The organism is Corynebacterium sp. HMSC065D07 (assembly GCF_001810695.1).
Lineage (GTDB): Bacteria > Actinomycetota > Actinomycetes > Mycobacteriales > Mycobacteriaceae > Corynebacterium > Corynebacterium hesseae.
Genome location: NZ_KV802422.1, coordinates 1 through 16,621, shown reverse-complemented (window position 1 = coordinate 16,621; position 16,621 = coordinate 1). Strand labels below are relative to the sequence as shown.

The following is a 16,621-nucleotide window of genomic DNA, read 5'->3' as shown; positions in this document are numbered from 1 at the left end:
GTCAGGCCTCCTGTGCAGCCGATTCTTTGACGACGGCAATGAGAGCGTCAAGGACCTCATCTCGGGTCATCTCGGACGTATCAACGAGTACCGCGTCCTCCGCCGGGCGCAGCGGCGATGTAGCGCGGGAAGAGTCGGCGGCGTCGCGCCGTTCGACGGCGGCAAGCACGGAGTCAAAATCCGAATCAATGCCGGCAGCCAGGTTTTGGTCATGACGGCGCTGTGCTCGGACCTCGGCGCTAGCCGTCATGAAAGCCTTCGCGGGGGCATCGGCAAGAACAACCGTGCCGATATCGCGCCCTTCAACTATCGCGCGGTGAGCCTGGGCGGCAAGCTTACGTTGCAGTTCAACGAGGTTTTGGCGTACTTCCGGAATGGCGGAAACTGCCGAGACATTGCGGGTGACCTCATCTTCTCGGATGACGCGGGAGACATCCTCGCCATCAAAGACGACCATGGTGGAATCTGGATCATCAGACACCTCGAGAGGCAGGTCAGCAGTCGTGGAAATCACCGCCTCAGTATCCGCTGGGTCCACACCCGCGCGCAGCACAGCAAGCGTTGCCACGCGGTACATTGCACCGGTATCGACGTACTTGGCGTCAAGCTTCTTGGCCAGTGCTCGGCACGTCGTGGACTTACCGGTTCCGGAGGGACCGTCAACAGCCAGAATGAGGCCTTGATTGGGCATATTTGAAATCATTACATCCCCACCGCCTTGTACAGGCTGGTCAGTTCGTTGGAGTTCAGTGCACGCAAGGAGCCGGGCTTCATATCACCCAACTGCACCGTGTGGAGTTTGGTGCGCACGAGACGCTGGACCGGATACCCGGCTTCTTTAAGCATGCGGCGCACGATGTGCTTCCGGCCTTCGTGCAACTCGACGCGCACCAGCGAATAGCCCTGGTTCTTGTCCACAATCTGCACATAGTCCGCCTGCGCAAGACCATCGTCCAATTCGATGCCTTCGCGCAGCTGACGAACGAGCTTCTTATCTGCTTCACCAAGGACAGTCGCGAGGTATGTTTTGGTCACCTCATACTTGGGATGCATGAGACGGTTGGCAAGTTCGCCGTCGTTAGTCAATAAGAGAAGGCCCTCGGTATCCGCATCGAGGCGTCCGACATGGAACAAGCGCTGGCCTGCTACCACGCGATCAGCCACGACATCTCCCACGCAAGGACGGCCCATGTCATCCGACATCGTGGACTGCATACCGCGCGGTTTGTTGAGCACGAAGTATTGGGTCTCCTCGTTGACGTTGATGCGTGTGCCATCGACGCGAATCACGTCCGTGTTGGGGTTAACACGAGTGCCCTGCTTGATGATGACCTGGCCGTTGACCTCAACGCGGCCCTCATCGATGAGGATCTCTGCATGGCGGCGCGAAGCAACGCCGGCCTTTGCCAAGACCTTTTGCAGGCGCTCGCCTTGGTTCTGGGAGCCCTTCTTATTTTTACCGTCTACCAGCCAGTCCGCGCCCAAGTCTCGGGCGATAGATTCTGCGGTGGCCTTCTTCTTTACATGCTGATGGCGGGCCGGCTTAGCGTTCGACACGATCATGTCGCTGTCACGCTTTTTCTTTTCCGGTGTGCCATCGCGGCGAGCGGGTGGAGTCACGGGAATGTGTCCTCTCAATAGTTCTTCAATTTGCGGCGCGCGGAAACGCGCCGATGTCCGGCCGCAATCCTACCGCAGACAGCGCCTTTATGAGTAGTCCTCGTCGATCTGCTCGATGTCTGGCAGCAGCGGAGCGAGATCCGGGAGGCGCTCGAGGGAATCAATACCGAGTAGCTCTAGGAAAAGCTCAGTAGTCTCATAGTGATGTGCGTTGCCAGCTGAGGGCTCTGGGCTCTCTATCTCCCGGATGAGCCCCCGCAACATGAGCGTACGAACTACTCCGTCGACGTTGACGCCGCGTACGCCAGCGACTTGGGCTCGGGTGACCGGTTGGCGGTATGCGATAACTGCCAAGGTCTCCAATGCCGCGCGGGAAAGCTTGGTTTGGGTGCCATCGAGAACAAACTGCTCGACGGCATCTGCGTTCTCTTTACGCGTATAAAAGCGCCAGCCCTCCGGTGTCTCACGCAGATCGATGCCGGAGCCGCGCTCGCTCAGCTCGCGCTCTAGTGCACGCAGAGTATCACTGACGACGGTGACCTCCGCATCCAGTACACGGGCCAGCTCCTCCACGCTGGCTGGGGAATCAATAACGAGGAGGATGGACTCCAGGCGTGAGCGCAACTGTGAAATAAGAGGCAAAGCTCCCTGTCGGCTCGGGGCTACGAGGTCGCTGGGGGCCAAGGATGACGTATCGTCCATGACTCGGTAGCCTACCCTAATCCCAGTTTGCCGCCGCGACGACGGCCGGGTCCACGTCGAGCCCGGTCCAGGACAATTCAAGTGGCCCCAAAGACTCTGGTTGGGAAGCATCAACCGCTTTGGCCTTGTAGAGCTCCAGCAACGCCAGGAAACGTCCGACGACCTCCATAGAGATGGTGCAGTCCCTGGTTAAGGCTTCGAAACTCATCCATTGCCCTGTGCCCAGCATCTTGAGCGTCGTGAGGATCTTTCCGGCTTGCTCCGGCACGGAGACAGCAACCTGGTGAATATGGCCTGTGGCAACCTCTTCCGGGGGTTTGGGCCGGAAGACACCAGCTGCGAGTTCGGCGAACGTGGCTGGAGTATGCCCAATCTTGACTGGCGGAAGAAGGTTGCTAAAGCGCTCCTCCATCGCCACCGCACGCGGATAACGCCGCTGGGCCGCGCGCTGCCATTGCGCGAACTGGTCGGCAACCTGCTTATAAGCCTTGTACTGCAGAAGGCGTGCAAAGAGGAGATCGCGAGTCTCCAGGAGCTCAAGATCTTCAAAGTCATCGACTTCGCCACGCGGCAATAATCGAGCGGCCTTCAAATCCAGAAGTGTTGCGGCGATAAGAAGGAACTCCGTGGTTTCATCCAAATCCGCGGTTGCCCCTAAAGCACGCGTATAGGCCACGAACTCATCGGTAACTTCAGACAGCGCCACCTCCGTAACGTCCAGCTTCTTCGCCTGAATCAGCTGCAGCAGCAAGTCGAAAGGGCCCTCAAAATTGCCCAGGGCGATGCGAAAGCCGGTAATCTCCGGTTGGGTCATAATGAGCGACTAGCCGTTAGCTCGCTCGATGACCTCTTTAGCCAGGTCGCGGTACTGCTTGGCTGCCTGGGAGCTGGGAGCCCAGGTAGTAATGGGCTCGCCGGCTACCGACGTCTCTGGGAAACGAACAGTACGTGTAATCACCGTGTCAAAGACCTTGTCCCCGAAATACTCCACCACGCGGTCCATGACCTCCCGGGCGTGGCGGGTGCGGCGATCAAACATGGTAACCAGAATTCCCATGACCTCGAGATCGAAGTTAATGCGGTCCGCTACTTTCTCCACGGTATCGGTCAACAGCGCGAGGCCGCGCAGGGAAAAGAACTCGCACTCCATGGGGATGATAACTCCCTGCGAGCAGGCCAAAGCATTGACCGTGAGCAAGCCCAGTGAAGGCTGGCAGTCAATGATGATGAAGTCATAGTCCTTGCGTACCGGGCGAAGGGCACGAGCCAGGGTATGTTCGCGGCCAACTTCATTGACCATCTGGATCTCAGCGGCGGAGAGGTCGATGTTGGCGGGGACGAGGTCGAGCCCGGCCACACCGGTGTGCACGATAGCGGAATGCACTGAGACTTCGCTATCAAGCATGACGTCATAAATGGTGTCCTGGATCTGGTCGTGGGTCAGGCCTAGGCCGGCCGAAAGAGCACCCTGCGGGTCCAAGTCAACGAGGAGGACTTTACGCCCCAGCTCCGCCAAACACGCGCCCATGTTAATGGTGGACGTGGTTTTTCCGACGCCACCCTTCTGGTTACACATGGAAATAATCGTGGCGGGACCATGCTTTTCCAATGGCTCCGGTTCCGGAAGCTCCCGCAGTGGGCGGCCGGTTAACCCGACCTGTGCTTCCGAGGCCTCAAACAGTCCCTCGTCGCTCACAGTCACACCTGCTTCCTTGACCTGTACGGCCCCTTTGCGGTCTTTCCGCTTCGGCTTTGCAGCAACACGCGGCGCCGCATTCTTACATCCTTGTGATTATAGGGTACCCCGTGGGTGCCTGCGCCGCGATTATAGCTAAGGAAAACCGGTGAATAAAGTCCATGGCCTAGATTAGGCGTCCTCCTGTGCTCCCTTCGACCGGCGTCCCTTAAGCGCGAGCCACACGATGAGCGCGATAACTCCGAGGCCCGCGATACCTGCTGCAAGTGCGCCAACTCCAAGCCCCGAGTCTCCTTGTTCCTCTCCCCCGGCCTTGTCAGCTGCATCAGAATCCAGCTGCTGCTCCGCAGGCACCTCACTCGCGCTCTCACGGGTTGGATCGGTAAGCGTCACTACCAGCTCAGCGGACTGAGTGTCCTTGTTCACGAATTGCATGATGAAAGGATTGTCCGGCTCCGCCCCCTCTGGGTAGGTCAGGGTCATGGTGCGCGAGCCTTTGTCGATCTCCCGTTTGACCCCCTCTACGAACTCGCCTTCCGCGTTGAGGTAGCGCAGCGTGACTCCGTCATCCTCAAGGTGCTTGAAGCGGTTGTACAGGTCGAGAGCCTGTTTGAGCCCAAGCTTGGCAGTGATTGTTTGGCCGTCAATCGTGGATTCCAGGTTCACATAGGAAGTATTCGAATCATCAATTCCTTCCCACCCGCGGCCTGTTCGCGGAGGAGGCACGTGGCCTTGAGCAGAGCCATCCGCAGCGGACGCCGAGCCATCGGCGGGATGCTGTCCTCCGTTCTGCTCACCACCACCTGCGCTGTCATCGGAGTTCTCGCTCCCCGCCGGTCCCCCGTTGCCCCCGGGATTGTCCGGGTTCTCGTGGTCCTGCTGCTCACCGCCGAGCTGGCCCGGATCCCCGTTCTCAGCTGCGTCGTTGAGATCATCGGCAGTAACGTCGGCGTCGGCCACGAGCACGATGGTCATGGTCACGCCTTGGTAGGTCACCGGCACACTGATTTGTCCTCCCGCGGGTGGTGCGGTCACCGTAGCGCTGCCGCCAGAAGCAGTGACGTTCCAACCATCGGAGGCCACGTTGACGTCGACAGGAACTGGCAGCGAAACGGTCGTCGTCTGACCAGCCGGCACCGGAATGGTGGCGTCTTGTGCAGAGGCGGCGGCCGTACCGAACCCTGGCAGCACCCCAGTTGCGCTCACGATGTCCGACGCGACGCCGGAAAGGGAACCTACGGAGAGCACGGAAGCTAGCGCAACCGCTCGATAGGTTTGGGACAAAGAAGTGGTTGAAGCCATAAATATCCTTTTCATTAGGTTGAAGTCGTGACGATTCTAGGCGTTCTTAAGCGCGTGGATGGGCAGTGCGCCACACTTCGCGGAGTGAATCCGCAGTGACGTGGGTATAAATCTGTGTCGTCGTCACGGAAGAATGCCCCAAGAGCTCCTGTACGGTACGCACATCAGCCCCGCCCTCGAGCAGATGGGTGGCAAATGAGTGACGCAGTGTATGCGGAGAGATTTTAGTACTTAGGTGGGCGCGCTGCGCTGCGGTCTTGATCACGGCCCAGGCGCTTTGCCGCGATAAAGACTTGCCCCGAGTATTGAGGAACAGGGCGTGAGAGGCTCCCGTAGCCAGCACAGGGCGGGCACGCACGAGGTAGTTCTCCACCGCTGTCACCGCATGTGAACCCAGCGGAACTAGCCGTTGCTTATCGCCCTTGCCGCTCAACAACACAATGTCACGAACTGAAGCACTCCCCTCACCCGTCACATCGTCCACATTTAGCGCGATGATTTCGGAGATACGTGCGCCCGTACCATACAGCATCTCCAATAGAGCGCGATCTCGGATATCAATGGGCGTTGCAGTATCTCCGCTAGGGATGGCATCGAGGAGTGCCTCCACATCCTCCACGCTGAGAGTCTCCGGCAGCGGTTGCGCCCGCTTGGGTGGGGAAACCTCCGCCGCGACGTCTTCCTCAATCATCCCCTCGGCCAGGGCAAACTTATGCAACCCTCGAGCGACAACCAAAGCGCGACTAGCAGAGGACTGCGCAAGATTCTTACGCAAGTAAACGAGGTAGTTCTCCACGTGCGAGCGGGTTACGTGGCGCAAATCCGTGATCCCAGATTCCGCAAGCCAATTAACGTAACGGTTAATGTCTCGACGGTAATTACTTACCGTATTCTTCGAGGCACCTTTTTCCACCATGAGGTGCATCAACCAAGCTTGTCCGGCGGCTGCGGCGGGGTTAGAGGGCGTCACAGCTGCTTAAGATCCGGACCCGGGCGCCGGTGCGCGATCGATTCCGGGCGCAGCTCGAAAGGAGAGTCAACTGAGCGCGGGGTGGCATCCCCACGCACGCAGACAAATGCCGCAAGGATTCCTGCCACCGCAATGGAGTTCACAATCTCCCCCACCAGGATGCGCTCGACAGCCTCCGCAAGGGGAACCCATGCAAAGCCCATGTCAGCTTCCTCGTCGCCTTCGGCGTTGAGTTTGGGCACGCTCGACAGGCCTCGCGCCAAGAACACGCGCACGGCTTCCTCGCAGAATCCCGGGGAGGTCACCAGATCAGTCAACACTGCCCATTCCTCGGCGACCAGGCCGGCCTCTTCCTGGAGCTCGCGTTGCGCGCCGCCTAGCTCGTCTTCGCCCTTCACATCGAGCAAGCCGGCCGGCAGCTCCCACAGACGCTTACCGACGCTATGCCGGTACTGCTCCACCATGGCGATACGGTTGTTCTCATCCAACGCCACAACGGCCACAGCACCAAGGTGCTCGACAACTTCTCGCTGAGCAATAACCTCCCCCGGCATGACGACATCATCGCGGCGGACGGCGATGATGGGGGCGTCGACAAGCAGCTCGGTTCCCACCGTACGAAAATGGTGTGACATCTAGAGATCCTTCGGCAGCGCCGGCGCTGCGCTGTCAGCATTCGCCGCAGAACCATACACACCGTGGCCACCATCGAGTTGTTCCTTCACGGCTAAAACACTGGCCATCTGGGACACCGGGTGATCAATGGAGTCCACGGTGCTGATCTTCGTCTTGTCGGCTCGGAGTTTATCCAAGACGCCGTCGTCACCGGCGGATTCCACGCGCCCGGCATAAACCATCGCGGTATCCACCGAATCAAAACCTTCTAGGAAGTTGACCGTCGTATCAATGGCGTACTTCGCAGCAGCACTGTCGTCTTCCTCTCCCGGGGTCATGCCTCCGCCCACGACGACCACGGCCTGAGCAGGAAGAATAGTGCCATCCTTGTAGTCGATGTAGCCGGCATCGCGCAGAGCCCGCAAAAGGGTCGCGCGATCATCAACTGATGCAAGCGGCTCGGTGGTCTCAGCATCCATCATCAACCCCGCCGCAAGTGCCTGACCAGCATGTGTGCCGGCATCAATCTTCTTTTTATCGAGCTTCGCTCCCGCCGGCAACGTGGTGGTAACGAGGGACAAAAGCTTGTCCGCGGATTCTTGGGCTACAAACTTCTCAGTCAGCTTGATGCTTCCTGCATCGGTGGAATCTGCAGAACCCAGCAAATCCTTGACGGCCTTGACGTCGGCGTCGTCGGCATCGGGCATACTCACAACCATGACCGGGCGCTGCGCCAAGGAACCATCCACCACGTATCGGCCGAGATCTCCCATAACGGAATCAGCAGAGTCTAGCTGGGCCTCCGCGATGTTGTTGTCAAGAACCAGCTTTCCGTATTTCTCGCGCACCTCACTGGTCGATTCACCCCCGGGACCCGATCCGGAATCCATGTTTGGAGCAATCACCAGCGTGCCCAACGCAATGCCAAGGGCTGCGCCGAAACCGAGGCCGGTGATAATGAGGGACTTAGGCGACATCATTACTTAAACCACTCCTGCACGCTTAACGCGAAGTTATTCCAGGTATCGATCAGGTTCTGGAGGAAGGATTCATCGCCGCCCAAGCCGACGATCAAAATAACGACGGCAAGTGCTACGAGGATGCCAAGCAGCGCCCACAGCCATCCCATAGCTCCGGAATTTGGCGCGGAATAAAGGTTGATAACAGCGTCCGCATCCACCAGGCGCGTGCCCGCCTTCATGTGGCACAGCAAAGCCGCGGGCGTAGCATTCGGCTCGTTAGCAAAGATGTCGTCGAGGTCGAGGGATCCGCCAACCTGAACAATCATCTGAGCCTCGTGGTAGTCCGCAAGCAACAGCGCGAGATCGGTAGCTGAATCCGTAGCGGCAGGGAAGGTCATCGCACCAATCCCCAAATCCTGAATGCGCTCGAGCCCGTCAGCAGTACCGTCCGGTTCGGCGGGGAGAATAACCTGGGCACCGCTGCGCAGGGTTTCCGAGCTCACCTCGGAGGGGTTACCCACGATGAAGTGAGGCTGGTACCCCAGCTCGACCAGGGTGTCCGCGGCAGCATCCACGCCGATAATGATGGGTTCATACTCGCGGATAAAGTTGCGCAGGAGCGTCAGCTTCTTGCGGTGTTCCTCAGTGGGCGAGACCACGAGAACTTTGCGCCCGGCCATGACGGACCCTGCATCGGGAACACCCAGGCCATCGATGAGCAGCGGACCTTCAGAATGAATGAACTCAATGGAGTTACCGAAATATGCCTCCATATGATCGATGAGTTCCTGCTGGGCAGAAGCAAAATTCTTCTCCGCCCGGTCGCGGGTAACCACCGTTCCCGAAGAAAGCTGGGTATCGCCCGCAAAAATGGCGCCGTCTTCGGTCAGACGCGCCTTCTTTCCATCCTTGAAATTGTCCACAAAATCTTGGCCTACGCCCTCGATGAGGGTGACATCGGCGTCGAGAAGCATGTGGGGTCCATAATTCGGGATAGAACCAGTGGAGAACTCCGCGACGTTGATCACGGCGGCCGGCTTCATATCCACGAGGGTCTGGGCCTCTTGGCGGGAGATATTGGCGGCGTTGATGACTGCGAAGTCACCAGCGCTAAACTTCTTCATGCCCTTGCCACCCGGGGTGCAATCACGCAGCGCGCCGTGTTCTCCAGGCAGATCGGTATTACGGGAAAACAGACTCATGTCTGACAGTTTCCCCTGTTAGGGGCTCAAGGTGTGGAAGGCGCGCGGAAAGTCTCGACTTCTGCTTGAGCCCTATCGAAGAGCTCTTGTGCATGCGCGCGGCCCGTCTCGGTGTCATCGAGGCCAGCGAGCATACGCGCGAGCTCCTCAACGCGCTCCTCGGCGGCCAGATCCGCAACACCCGACGTGAATTTCTCCTTCGACACGTGCAAGTGTGAGTCCGCATAGGCGGCCACTTGCGGCAGGTGGGTGACACAAATGACCTGGTTGGTGGTGGACAGCCGCGCTAGACGACGCCCAATCTCCACCGCCGCGCGGCCACCGACGCCGGCATCCACCTCGTCGAAGACCAAGGTGGTCCCGTCGCCGCTGGCCAAAACTACCTCCATGGCCAGCATGACGCGCGAGAGCTCACCGCCCGAGGCCGCAGAAGCCAGGGGCTTACCGTTGAGTTGAAATTCGACCTCATCCGCGCCGGACTTGGAGTACTTCGTTTTCTTGACGACGGCCGTCAAGATGGAGTTCGGCATGGCCAGACCATGAATTTCCTCGGTAACCTGAGCCCCGAGCTTCTTCGCGGCCTTGGTGCGAGCGGCAGTGAGCTTTTCGGCTTTGGACACCATCGTCTTTTCGGCCTCCATTACCTCCTTCTTTAAGGCCTCGAGGGCCTCGGTAGAGGTATCCAACGTAGCGAGTTTGGCCTCAGCGGCATCCCGCCAGGCCAAGACTCCATCGATATCAGCAGCATATTTGCGGGTAAGCCGCTTGAGCTCCTGTTGGCGCTGTAGGGATTCCTCGAGGAGGTTGGGATCGGCGGGTAGATCGCTCAAATACGTCGTGAGCTCGGCAGCGATATCGGTCAATTGCGCGGTGACTTCGCTAACGCGCTCCCCTAGGCGAGCGAGCTCGGTATCACTTGCCCCAGCGAGTGCTGATTCGGCGGCGCCGACAAGATTGACGGCGGTGTCCTCATCCCCAAATCCTTCGCCCCCATCCAGAGCGCTGAGAGCGGTGGCTGCGCCCTCACGCAAAGCATCAACATCTTGCAAGCGCTTAATAAGGGTCACGAGTTCGGCATCTTCGCCTGGTTGCGGATCGAGCTCGGAAATTTCCTTAATAGCGAACTGCAACCTGTCAACTTCCTGCGCCATCTCGCGCCGTGATTCCGTACGACGCTGATAGTCCTTAGCCAACGCGCGCCAGTGGCTAAACGCATCGGTATATGCGGTGCGAACCTTGTCAATCGCAGGTTCAAAGCGATCGATCGCTGCCAATTGTTGATCGGCAGATAGCAAACGCAGCTGGTCGTTCTGACCGTGCACAGTAATCAGGTGGGAGGCGAACTCCCCCAATGTCGCCGCTGGCACTGAACGCCCACCCAAGTAGGCGCGTGAGCGTCCCGCCGCCGACACCGTGCGGGAGGCAATGAACTCGCCGTTTTCATCTGGCTCACCGCCTGATTCTTCGACTACCTTCGCTACGGCAAGAGAACTGGAAGAAAAATGCCCTTCTACGGCTGCTTTCGCGGCGCCATCGCGCACACGTGATGCATCCGCGCGACCGCCGGCGAGAAGGCGTAGGCCGGTTACCACCATGGTCTTACCAGCGCCGGTTTCGCCGGTGAGCACGGTGAGTCCTGGCGATAGTTCCGCTGCGGAGCTTTCAATCACGCCGAGGTCAGAGATGCTGATATCAACGAGCACGGTGAGCTATCTTCCTTCCTGAATACGCACTAAACAACCTAGTGACGCGGCCCGCGCCAACCTTCCACGGGGAGGCGCAGCTTGGACACCAGACGATCAGTGAATGGCTGCTGATCTAGACGTACCCAGCGCACCGGCCTTTCACCACGAACGACCTCCGCGCGCGAACCTGGAGGCATCGAGACTTCCCGGAAGCCGTCAAGGATAACCACAGCCGGAGTCGTCGCCGACGCCGATTCCACCGCGACTTGCGAATCCGGAGACACCACGAGCGGTTTGGTAAACAAGGCATGCGCGTTGTTTGGCACAACCAGGATGGCATCAAGAGAAGGCCACAGAACTGGCCCGCCGGCGGAGAAGGCATAGGCCGTGGATCCAGTCGGAGTGGAGATGAGCACGCCATCGCAACCAAAAGCAGATACCGGGCGCCCATCCACCTCGAGGATGGCGTCCAGCACCCCCGAGCGGTTGAGATTCTCAATCGACGCCTCATTGAGCGCCCAGCTACGCTCACGCAGTTTCCCGTCAGCATCGAACACGGTGACGTCGATAGTAAGCCGATCTTCGACCTCATAGGATTGCTCGATAACTCGCACCAACGCGCGGTCGAGCGACTCCGCTTCCCACTCGGCCAGGAAGCCGACGTGGCCCAGGTTTATTCCAAGCACGGGAACATCGACGGCGCGCGCCATATCTGCCGCGCGCAAAAATGTGCCATCGCCACCAAGAACCAGCACCAATTCACAACCTTCGGCAGCAGCTGGCGTATGCCGAACATGCTGCAGGCCCGGAAGGACGGTATCCGCTGCGCACACGCGCACCTTGATGCCTGCCTCCTGGAGCAGCTCCGCCGCGCGATGCGTAGCGGCAAGATTATCCGCGCGGCTCGCGTGCGGAACAAGAAGAATTTCGCGGCGGTTGGTGCCCTCCGCGGCGACACTACTGCTCACTGGGGTCCTTCCTTGATAGCCGTCTCGATCATTGCATCAAGCCTATCTTCCGGGGTGGACAATCCATCCTTGACCAACCAAAGGAAGTACTCAACATTGCCGCTTGGTCCAGGTAACGGCGATGCTGCCACGCCTTTCACGCTGAGCCCGAGCCCCTGAGCGAAGATAGCGACATCCTTGGTTACTTCCGCCCGTAGCTCAGGAGAGCGCACCACACCACCGGACCCTATCCGGTCTTTGCCCACCTCAAACTGTGGTTTGACCATGGGCAATAGCCACGCGCCATCAGCCATGCACGATGCAATCGCTGGCAGTACAAGCTTCAGGGAAATAAACGATAGGTCACCAACCATGGCGTCGCAGGGACCATTCGTGTGCTCAAGTGTCAGGTGGCGAATGTTAGTGCGGTCGAGCACCGTAACCCGTTCGTCATTCTGCAAACGCCACAACAACTGCCCGTAGCCCACATCGACAGATAGCACCTCCGCGGCACCGCGGCGCAGGCACACATCGGTAAAGCCGCCAGTCGACGCCCCCGCGTCCAACACACGCTTTCCCCTAAGATCGACGTCGAAAGCCTCGAGAGCGCCAAGGAGCTTGTGCGCGCCACGCGAAGCCCAATCATCCCCCTCGCTGGCCTCAACCTTGATAGATACCTCGGGCTCAACCACCGTCGCGGGCTTCATCGCCTTGAAGCCCCCGACGGTCACGCGGCCGGCCTTGATCATCTCAACGGCTTGTTCCCGTGAGCGCGCAATCTTTCGGCGCACTAGCTCCGCGTCGAGACGGCGGCGTTGCGGTGGCATGAAAAGCTCCTCTTCCCTTAGAATCCTCGACGGTCAGCGCTAATTGTCTTGGAGCGCATCCCGCAGCACAGTATGAGCGCGATCCAGCTGAACAAGTTCTTGTTCAAGGCTCTCAGCTGGTTCATTGAGAATCTCCGCGAGCGACGCATCCAGCTTCTCGGGAGCCAAAACCGCGCGCGGGTCATGAGGCTTTACCGCCATGTAGACACAACCCTCTCCGCGGCTTCACTCCGTGGCTGAATGTAGCGAGGCGGCTCAGCACCGGCCCAGGCAACTTCGAGGACAGTGCGCAGCGCCTCGATCGACGTCGATTTCTCGTTCCCGCCTTGAAGAACAATGTCGTAGCCGTCAAACCGTGCCCGGAAGCCTCCCTGGGAACCTGGGCGCGCCTGTGCGGCCGATAAGGAGAGCTCGTGGAATCCTGCACCAATGAAATCAGGGCGTTCCTCCGCAGTAGCTTCAATCAGAGCAAGCTCCCGGGACACTCCTGTAAGGACGTGGAAGGTATCCATTGCAGCGTTGTTGCCGCCAACAATGTCCGTGTCAAGGCGGTCCCCTACAGCTAGAGGCTTCGTCGAGCCCACGAGCTTAGCTGCTTGAGTGAACATAGCGGGTTCCGGCTTACCTGCCGAAATAGGTTCTACGCCGGTAGTTGAAACGATAGCTGCGACTAGCGAGCCGTTGCCCACAGCCATTCCGCGCTCCGTCGGAAGAGACGTATCCAGGTTGGAGGCAAAGAACTTTGCGCCGTGATTAATTGCCAACGCGCCTTCGGAGAGCTGCTCCCAGCCCACCGACTTGTCCATACCTTGCAGGACCGCGGCGGGCTTATCGTCGGCACTGTGTACAACATCGAAACCCGCCTCACGCGCCAGTGAACGGAATGAGTCCGCGCCGATGACGAGGACTTTCGCGCCTGCCGGAAGTTCCTCACGAGCGATCTTGACTACGGCTTGCGCAGAGGTAACAACGTGTTGCGCATCCGTCTCCAAGCCGATCTCGCCGAGCATACCGGCTACGGTTTGGGGGCTTCGGGATGCATTGTTCGTGACATAAACTGCAGGAATACCGCAGGAATTCACCACGTCGACGACACACTGGAGAGCCTGTCCGCCCTCCCATACTGTTCCGTCGAGATCGAGGAGCAATGAATCATGGGTTTTGAGAATACTCATTATTTGCACTCGGCCAGACGCTCTGCAGCGTCGGTCCAGTCTCCTTCATCGATGTCAATCGCGTGCTGGAACCACTCCCGGGCCTCTTCCTTGCGGCCAGCCTCCAACAAAGCATTGGCATAGGCGTAGGAAAGGCGGCATGCCGAGAATCCCGTGGAATCCTTAGAAGGCTTTGCGCGTTGGATGGTAACTACGGCGGAATCTGCCTGCCCCATGTCCAATCGCGCCCCTGCAGCAACGATAGCCAACTCGATCGCGTCCTCCGCCGCGAGTTCCTTGGCCTCCTCGCCGCGCCACAAATCAACAGCCTTTTCTGGGCGCCCGAGGCCTCGCTCGCAATCAGCCATGACGGCGAGCAGCCCAGGGCCACCGGAAATGCGGCGCGCTGCACGCAGCTCCGCAAGGGCTTCCTTCCACTCTCCAGCCCTATATGCAGCGATTCCGTTCATTTCACGGACGACTGATACACGTCCGGCACGGTCTTTGGCAGCACGTGCATGGCGTAGCGATAGTTGGGGGTCGTCCTCAAGCCACGTTGCCGCCATGATGAGGTGTTTAGCAACGGCTTCGGAGTTTTCCTTGGAGAGCGACGAAAGATCCTGAAGTACCGAAGGATCAAGATCCGTAATGTCGATATCAGATGGCAGGTCTGGATCTGTCATACGACGATTGATGCGCTCCTCACGGTAGCCTGAACGCTGTGGGTGCGAGACCTTGTTTTTGCCGCTGCCATGGCCATTGCGGTCGTTGCGGCGAGGTTTAGCGCCTGCGCGGCCACCTCGGCGGTCGTCTCGGCGATCACCGCGACGCTCTTCTCGACGCCCCGCTGCGCCGCCGTGCTTCTCAAACTTGCGGCCCCCAGAGCCGTAGTGCCCACGGTTGCCTTCTGCGGAACCTTCGCGGCCACGGCCGTGGTTACGGGAGTTGGATTCAGACATTAAAGCCATGCACTTTCTGCGGTAGACGTGTCCGTATGTACCGAACCAGTCTACAGGTCACGGCCCCAGAAACGGCAATACGAACCATCTGCTAGTGAAGTCCCCCACAACCTACGGCCCCAGTTTGGCGACTACACACTATTCGGCGGCCAGGCAACCTCATCCAAACGCCACTCATCACGCACGCACTCTAATCCCGCAGCCACCTGCGAAGAGCTAAGTCCATGCTCTACGCTTCCGTGCTCCAATGGCATACCACGGACGACTGCCCAAAAGGTCCAACCGTTGTTGCGCATGGCGTTAAGACGAATCCTTTCGGCATCCCGGGCCAGGGCTACGCCCTGCATACCCATCCGGTTTGGGCTAACTCCTTCGACGCACACTTCAATGCAACGGGAATCGCCATTTGGAGCGAGAACAAGACCCTTCGTCGCATACAGGTAGTGCTTCTTTCCTGTTCGGGGGTGCCCTTCACTACAGAAGAAACTGCCCAAGAACACAGGGTAGAAGTCAATCCAACCATTGTTCCAGGCGAGGCGAATTAGACACGTGAACGGGCCTGACCCCCGGAAAGTAGACACGTCGGGGGTTAGCTATGCTGCTTGGGTTGGTGTAGCTGATGTGAGTGCTTCGAAGTCATTGGCGGTTAGAAGGCCGCACCAGGAGTGCCGTCTGTGCCACTTTCCGATCATTTAGTACGTCGTTAATTCATCCAGTTGAGCCGGGCTCGCAAAGCCTGTTTATCCGTAGCTGTGAACCCACTCCTCGAATGTCTTGAAGGGGCCTTCAACGTAGTCCTTTTCTTGAAAATCGTACATTCCACATATAACCGACCCATTGGGCTTCTGTTCGAAGACGCCCCAGACAAAACCGTCATCATAGGCTACTGGGAAGAAGCGTTTTGAATCGACAAGATCGACTGACCGGAAATCTTCTAGAAACCCTTCGAAGGCGTTTTCATAGACTCCGTATGGGGCAGGTGTGAAGAAAACTAACGATGGCGGAGAAAAGGCCGTGTAATGCTTCCAGAATTGGAAGTATTGTTCGGGAATCCAAGATGGAGCCACCGACTTCAGCTGAGACAGTTCACTTTTACTTAGTCCGTGGCCGTACAAGTATGAGAGTAGCTTATCTGAGAGTTTTTTCTGACCGGTCATAGGTAGTCCAATGCCTTTTCTTTCCAGTATGTGTGTCTCCACTCCCTAAAGGATGCGCGGGCGTCAAGGGTTACATCTGTTGGAAACCCGCTCCCATTCATTCTGTGGAATAAAGGGAGAACTTTAGCGTTTTCTGTGTGCATCTGTTTTGTAATTTCTACTACAGCTGTTCGATCATCTTGGCCGATATGGTGCAAATTCACCGGGTTTCGATCTATCCCCATAGGGGCGCGCCATGCCTCATTAAATCGACATTGTTGCCAATTCCACCACCAACTTCCCGGGGAAGGCACACCTCTTTGTGCGGATTGAATACCTGTCTACCAGTCTGTTGATACACAACACCCACTGACGCGCGACAACACATAAGTGACAACACAACAACGCGCCAAGAAAGAACGCAAGCAGCCACGAGATATCAAAGCCATTTAGCAGAAGAGCGAAGAGGAAAATGCAGGCCGAGGCCACGACCATAATGACTAAGAACAGCAAACCGCCGAGCCCATCACGTACCTGCGGTATTAGCCCCTTCGACAAAAATGTCTCGAGAAACCTGGAAGAGGAAGGAGCGCCATTCTGTGTGCTGAAGCGCACGGACTTCAGGTCCTTGAGGAAGGCCGCGTTGTAGGAATGAGAGAACGTAGCTGACGTTTGGCTGAACCGCATCGCGTACTCCTTACTTTCCCGCCAAGGCACTGATATGAAGGATTCTAATAAGCCGATGCGCTCAAGGCGCGGTGCAAGAAGCATCTTCTCTGCTGCATGAGCCTTTGGTCGAACGTCTCACTCTGAAGCGTCCTGGGTTTAGTTCCGCTTCTTTTAC

19 protein-coding genes are annotated in these 16,621 nt (G+C 58.3%); 1 reads left to right on the top strand and 18 read right to left on the bottom strand.

Annotated features, from left to right (window positions below; all coding sequences use genetic code 11):
• Position 1: 1 nt before the first annotated feature.
• From cmk to HMPREF2760_RS00870, 15 genes are all read right to left on the bottom strand, one after another.
• Positions 2-703 (bottom strand): (d)CMP kinase, encoded by a 702-nt coding sequence (cmk, locus tag HMPREF2760_RS00940; protein ID WP_070524805.1) that lies wholly within the window; start codon positions 701-703, stop codon positions 2-4.
• The gene (locus HMPREF2760_RS00935) at positions 703-1,620 is read right to left on the bottom strand and encodes a pseudouridine synthase (protein ID WP_070524802.1); all 918 of its coding nucleotides are present in this window, start codon (positions 1,618-1,620) and stop codon (positions 703-705) included. Before HMPREF2760_RS00935 ends, cmk begins: the two co-directional genes overlap by 1 nt.
• 87 nt (positions 1,621-1,707) lie before the next feature.
• Positions 1,708-2,322, bottom strand: a complete 615-nt coding sequence (scpB, locus tag HMPREF2760_RS00930) for an SMC-Scp complex subunit ScpB (protein WP_070524800.1) — start codon at positions 2,320-2,322, stop codon at positions 1,708-1,710.
• Positions 2,323-2,338: 16 nt separating this feature from the next.
• A complete protein-coding gene (locus HMPREF2760_RS00925) occupies positions 2,339-3,136 on the bottom strand; it encodes a segregation and condensation protein A (protein ID WP_070532543.1) in 798 nt (265 codons plus the stop codon).
• A 9-nt stretch (positions 3,137-3,145) separates the two neighbouring features.
• On the bottom strand, positions 3,146-4,024 hold the full coding sequence (locus tag HMPREF2760_RS00920; RefSeq protein ID WP_180952111.1) for a ParA family protein: 879 nt from the start codon (positions 4,022-4,024) through the stop codon (positions 3,146-3,148).
• Positions 4,025-4,189: 165 nt separating this feature from the next.
• The gene (locus HMPREF2760_RS00915) at positions 4,190-5,320 is read right to left on the bottom strand and encodes a hypothetical protein (RefSeq protein ID WP_070524795.1); all 1,131 of its coding nucleotides are present in this window, start codon (positions 5,318-5,320) and stop codon (positions 4,190-4,192) included.
• A 46-nt stretch (positions 5,321-5,366) separates the two neighbouring features.
• Positions 5,367-6,245 carry a site-specific tyrosine recombinase XerD gene (xerD, locus tag HMPREF2760_RS00910; protein ID WP_070524847.1) on the bottom strand — a complete coding sequence of 293 codons (879 nt, stop codon included), beginning with the start codon at positions 6,243-6,245 and terminating at the stop codon, positions 5,367-5,369.
• A 41-nt stretch (positions 6,246-6,286) separates the two neighbouring features.
• Positions 6,287-6,925, bottom strand: a complete 639-nt coding sequence (locus tag HMPREF2760_RS00905) for an NUDIX domain-containing protein (RefSeq protein ID WP_070524793.1) — start codon at positions 6,923-6,925, stop codon at positions 6,287-6,289.
• Positions 6,926-7,885, bottom strand: a complete 960-nt coding sequence (locus tag HMPREF2760_RS00900; protein ID WP_070524790.1) for a copper transporter — start codon at positions 7,883-7,885, stop codon at positions 6,926-6,928.
• On the bottom strand, positions 7,885-9,069 hold the full coding sequence (steA, locus tag HMPREF2760_RS00895; RefSeq protein WP_070524788.1) for a putative cytokinetic ring protein SteA: 1,185 nt from the start codon (positions 9,067-9,069) through the stop codon (positions 7,885-7,887). Before steA ends, HMPREF2760_RS00900 begins: the two co-directional genes overlap by 1 nt.
• A gap of 26 nt (positions 9,070-9,095) precedes the next feature.
• Positions 9,096-10,772: a DNA repair protein RecN gene (recN, locus tag HMPREF2760_RS00890; protein ID WP_070524786.1), complete on the bottom strand. Its 1,677-nt coding sequence runs from the start codon at positions 10,770-10,772 to the stop codon at positions 9,096-9,098.
• Positions 10,773-10,810: 38 nt separating this feature from the next.
• On the bottom strand, positions 10,811-11,722 hold the full coding sequence (locus HMPREF2760_RS00885) for an NAD kinase (RefSeq protein WP_070524783.1): 912 nt from the start codon (positions 11,720-11,722) through the stop codon (positions 10,811-10,813).
• On the bottom strand, positions 11,719-12,528 hold the full coding sequence (locus HMPREF2760_RS00880; protein ID WP_070524781.1) for a TlyA family RNA methyltransferase: 810 nt from the start codon (positions 12,526-12,528) through the stop codon (positions 11,719-11,721). The genes HMPREF2760_RS00885 and HMPREF2760_RS00880 overlap by 4 nt, the downstream gene beginning before the upstream one ends.
• A gap of 191 nt (positions 12,529-12,719) precedes the next feature.
• A complete protein-coding gene (locus HMPREF2760_RS00875; protein WP_070524845.1) occupies positions 12,720-13,703 on the bottom strand; it encodes an HAD-IIA family hydrolase in 984 nt (327 codons plus the stop codon).
• Positions 13,703-14,641, bottom strand: coding sequence for a tetratricopeptide repeat protein (locus tag HMPREF2760_RS00870; protein WP_070524779.1), 939 nt, complete (start codon positions 14,639-14,641; stop codon positions 13,703-13,705). The genes HMPREF2760_RS00875 and HMPREF2760_RS00870 overlap by 1 nt, the downstream gene beginning before the upstream one ends.
• 224 nt (positions 14,642-14,865) lie before the next feature.
• Here HMPREF2760_RS00870 and HMPREF2760_RS12685 point away from each other — a divergent pair, with 224 nt between their 5' ends.
• Complete coding sequence (locus HMPREF2760_RS12685) at positions 14,866-15,186, top strand: hypothetical protein (protein ID WP_141746426.1); 321 nt, start codon at positions 14,866-14,868, stop codon at positions 15,184-15,186.
• Between the two features lie 195 nt (positions 15,187-15,381).
• On the opposite strand, the gene HMPREF2760_RS00860 is transcribed toward HMPREF2760_RS12685, so the two are convergent.
• From HMPREF2760_RS00860 to HMPREF2760_RS00855, 3 genes are read right to left on the bottom strand one after another with little or no spacing between them, the layout of a single operon-like run.
• Complete coding sequence (locus HMPREF2760_RS00860; RefSeq protein WP_070524775.1) at positions 15,382-15,798, bottom strand: hypothetical protein; 417 nt, start codon at positions 15,796-15,798, stop codon at positions 15,382-15,384.
• A complete protein-coding gene (locus HMPREF2760_RS13180) occupies positions 15,795-16,022 on the bottom strand; it encodes an HNH/ENDO VII family nuclease (RefSeq protein ID WP_083304457.1) in 228 nt (75 codons plus the stop codon). Before HMPREF2760_RS13180 ends, HMPREF2760_RS00860 begins: the two co-directional genes overlap by 4 nt.
• 19 nt (positions 16,023-16,041) lie before the next feature.
• A complete protein-coding gene (locus tag HMPREF2760_RS00855) occupies positions 16,042-16,548 on the bottom strand; it encodes a hypothetical protein (protein WP_141746427.1) in 507 nt (168 codons plus the stop codon).
• Between the last annotated feature and the right edge of the window lie 73 nt (positions 16,549-16,621).

Coding starts and splice junctions, on each gene's coding strand:
- xerD (WP_070524847.1), bottom strand. CDS start 6,245: ATGCACCTCATGGTGGAAAAAGGTGCCTCGAAGAATACGGTAAGTAAT.
- HMPREF2760_RS00905 (WP_070524793.1), bottom strand. CDS start 6,925: ATGTCACACCATTTTCGTACGGTGGGAACCGAGCTGCTTGTCGACGCC.
- cmk (WP_070524805.1), bottom strand. CDS start 703: ATGATTTCAAATATGCCCAATCAAGGCCTCATTCTGGCTGTTGACGGT.
- HMPREF2760_RS00860 (WP_070524775.1), bottom strand. CDS start 15,798: ATGACCGGTCAGAAAAAACTCTCAGATAAGCTACTCTCATACTTGTAC.
- HMPREF2760_RS00875 (WP_070524845.1), bottom strand. CDS start 13,703: ATGAGTATTCTCAAAACCCATGATTCATTGCTCCTCGATCTCGACGGA.
- HMPREF2760_RS00915 (WP_070524795.1), bottom strand. CDS start 5,320: ATGGCTTCAACCACTTCTTTGTCCCAAACCTATCGAGCGGTTGCGCTA.
- steA (WP_070524788.1), bottom strand. CDS start 9,069: ATGAGTCTGTTTTCCCGTAATACCGATCTGCCTGGAGAACACGGCGCG.
- HMPREF2760_RS00855 (WP_141746427.1), bottom strand. CDS start 16,548: ATGCTTCTTGCACCGCGCCTTGAGCGCATCGGCTTATTAGAATCCTTC.
- HMPREF2760_RS00870 (WP_070524779.1), bottom strand. CDS start 14,641: ATGTCTGAATCCAACTCCCGTAACCACGGCCGTGGCCGCGAAGGTTCC.
- HMPREF2760_RS13180 (WP_083304457.1), bottom strand. CDS start 16,022: ATGGGGATAGATCGAAACCCGGTGAATTTGCACCATATCGGCCAAGAT.
- scpB (WP_070524800.1), bottom strand. CDS start 2,322: ATGGACGATACGTCATCCTTGGCCCCCAGCGACCTCGTAGCCCCGAGC.
- HMPREF2760_RS00880 (WP_070524781.1), bottom strand. CDS start 12,528: ATGCCACCGCAACGCCGCCGTCTCGACGCGGAGCTAGTGCGCCGAAAG.
- HMPREF2760_RS00900 (WP_070524790.1), bottom strand. CDS start 7,885: ATGATGTCGCCTAAGTCCCTCATTATCACCGGCCTCGGTTTCGGCGCA.
- HMPREF2760_RS12685 (WP_141746426.1), top strand. CDS start 14,866: ATGCTCTACGCTTCCGTGCTCCAATGGCATACCACGGACGACTGCCCA.
- HMPREF2760_RS00925 (WP_070532543.1), bottom strand. CDS start 3,136: ATGACCCAACCGGAGATTACCGGCTTTCGCATCGCCCTGGGCAATTTT.